Below are 2,457 nucleotides of genomic sequence, written 5' to 3'. Positions count from 1 at the left end.
ACTGGTCAGGAGTCGGGACGACGGCACCCGGCCATCCTGCCGGAGCGCGCACCGGCAGGACAGCCACTGTGGACAACCGCCGGCGCCGTCGGCGCACGACGGCAGCCGCAGGACCTCAGCGCAGGACGTCGGCGCGGTGCACGAGCGCGGCGGCGCCGATCAGCGGGCCATCCTGCGACAGCCCCGTCGGCACGATGCGCACCTTGGTGACGAAGCCGAACTCGACCCGCTCGGCGACAGCCTGGCGGGCGTACTCGAACAGGTCGGGGGAGACGTGGGAGAACCCGCCGCCGATGGCGACGACCTCGAGGTCGACCAGACTGGTCGCCGCGGCGATCGCCTGCCCGAGCGCTCGGCCGCTGCGCTTGACGGCGGCCACCGCGACCTCGTCGCCGGCGGCGTAGGCGGCAGCGAGCTCCTCGCCGGTGGTCCCCGTGAACCCCTGGCGCTGCGCCCAGGCGACCGTCTTCGGGCCGCTCGCGACGGCTTCGAGGCAGCCGGTGCCGCCGCACGCGCACGGGTCGTCGAACCCGCCGCACTCGACGTGTCCGACGTGCCCGGCGTTGCCGGTCGGGCCGCTGACGGTCCGGCCGTGCAGGATGAGTCCGCCGCCGACCCCGGTCGAGACGATCATGCCCATCACGTGGTCGTGTCCCTGCGCGGCGCCCACCCAGTGCTCGGCGAGCGTGATCGCGAGGCCGTCCATGCGCAGGGTCACCGGGACGTCGGCGGGGACGTGGGCAGCGACGCGGTCGCGGAGCGGGTACCCGCGCCACACCGGCATGTTCAGCGGCGAGACGAGCCCGTGCTGCTCGTCCACGGGACCAGCGGAACCGACGCCGACACCGACGAGCACGCCGTCCGCCGGCAGTGCGGCGAGGGCGCTCGTCACGACCTCGTCGACGGCCGCCTGCAGTTCCTCGGACGTGCGTCCCGGCCCGGTGGGGCTGCGGAAGCGCGTGGCCGGCAGGACGACGCCGGCGTCGGTCACGAGGGCCGCTTCGACCTTCGTGCCGCCGAGGTCGACGGCCAGGGCGAGGGGGACGGGGACGGTGCTGTCGGTCATGCGCGCTCCGATGCGGCGGACGGGAGGCTCGGGGCGGCCGGTCGACGCATCGTCGCGCCCGGTACGACCCGGCCCGGTGCGGGTCGGTCAGGTGGTGCGGTCCCGGCCGCGGATGCGGTCGGGACGGGTGGATCTGCTCAGTAGGACGAGGAGTCGTCGCCGAGCGACGACGCGGCACCGGTCTGTGCGCGGTGCGCGACCTCGTCGAGGATGCGCGCCGAGGCGCTCGTCCCGATGCGGTCGGCTCCGGCCTCGACCATCTCGAGCAGCGTGTCGAGCCCGCGCACACCGCCGGAGGCCTTCACCCCGGTACCCGCGCCGACGGTCTCGCGCATGAGCCGGATGTGCGGGGCGGTCGCACCGCCGCCGGCGAACCCGGTCGACGTCTTCACGAACGCCGCACCCGCCGCCTGGGCGGCACGCGAGGCCGCGACGATCTCGTCGTCGGTCAGGAACGCGGTCTCGAGGATGACCTTCACGACGGTGTCCCCGGCGGCCTGGACGACCGCGCGGACGTCGTCCTCGACGCGCTGCCAGTCGCCGGACTTCGCGGCACCGATGTTCTGCACCATGTCGAGCTCGAACGCGCCGTCGGCCAGGGCCTGCAGCGACTCGGCGACCTTGGCGCCGGTCGAGGTGGTGCCGTGCGGGAAGCCGATGACCGTCCCGACGCCCACCCCGGTGCCGGTCAGGCGCTCCACGGCGTGCGCGACGTCGCTCGGGCGGACGCACACGCTGAAGACCCGGTACGCCGCGGCCTCGTCGAGCTGGGCGTCGACGTCGGCGCGGGTGAGCTCGGGCTTCAGGATCGCGTGGTCGATGAGGGCCCGCACGGCGTCGGCGTCGATGGCGTGCGTGTCGATGGGGAGCGCTGCGTTGTCCACCCGGCAAGCCTACCCGGAGGCGACCGGCGTACCGTGCCCCGCATGCACGTCCTCGTCACCGGCGCCACCGGGTACATCGGCGGCCGACTCGTCCCCCGGCTCCTCGAGGCCGGACACCAGGTCCGGGTGTTCGTGCGGACCCCCCGGAAACTCCAGGACGTCCCCTGGCACGACGACGTCGAGGTGGCGCAGGGTGACCTGCAGGACGCCGCCGCCGTCCGGTCCGCCGTCGACGGCGTCGAGGCGGTCTACTACCTCGCCCACGCGATGGGGGCCGACGGCGACTTCGAGCAGGCCGAGCGCCAGGCCGTCGAGACGATGGCGCGCGAGGCGAAGTCCGCCGGGGTCCGGCGCTTCGTGTACCTCGGCGGGCTGCACCCCGACGGCGAGCTGTCGAAGCACCTGCGGAGCCGGAAGGAGGTCGGGGACGTGCTGCTCGCCTCCGGCGTCCCCACGATCGCGTACCAGGCTGGCGTCGTGATCGGCTCCGGGAGCACCTCGTTCGAG

The 2,457-nt window shown here is 74.4% G+C and carries 3 protein-coding genes; 1 reads left to right on the top strand and 2 read right to left on the bottom strand.

The genetic code is table 11. The annotated features are described in order from the left end of the window. Window positions 1-115 precede the first annotated feature (115 nt). Window positions 116-1,066 (bottom strand): ROK family protein, encoded by a 951-nt coding sequence (locus tag HUN59_RS11860; RefSeq protein WP_058743040.1) that lies wholly within the window; start codon window positions 1,064-1,066, stop codon window positions 116-118. A gap of 137 nt (window positions 1,067-1,203) precedes the next feature. Beyond that, window positions 1,204-1,950: a deoxyribose-phosphate aldolase gene (gene deoC, locus HUN59_RS11855; protein ID WP_174778462.1), complete on the bottom strand. Its 747-nt coding sequence runs from the start codon at window positions 1,948-1,950 to the stop codon at window positions 1,204-1,206. A 42-nt stretch (window positions 1,951-1,992) separates the two neighbouring features. Between deoC and HUN59_RS11850 the strand changes: the two genes are divergently transcribed. After that, on the top strand, window positions 1,993-2,457 hold a 465-nt coding region (locus tag HUN59_RS11850), incomplete at its 3' end, for an NAD(P)H-binding protein (RefSeq protein ID WP_174779473.1).

Source organism: Curtobacterium sp. Csp2, from assembly GCF_013347165.1.
This window is presented reverse-complemented; position numbering and strand designations above follow the sequence as displayed.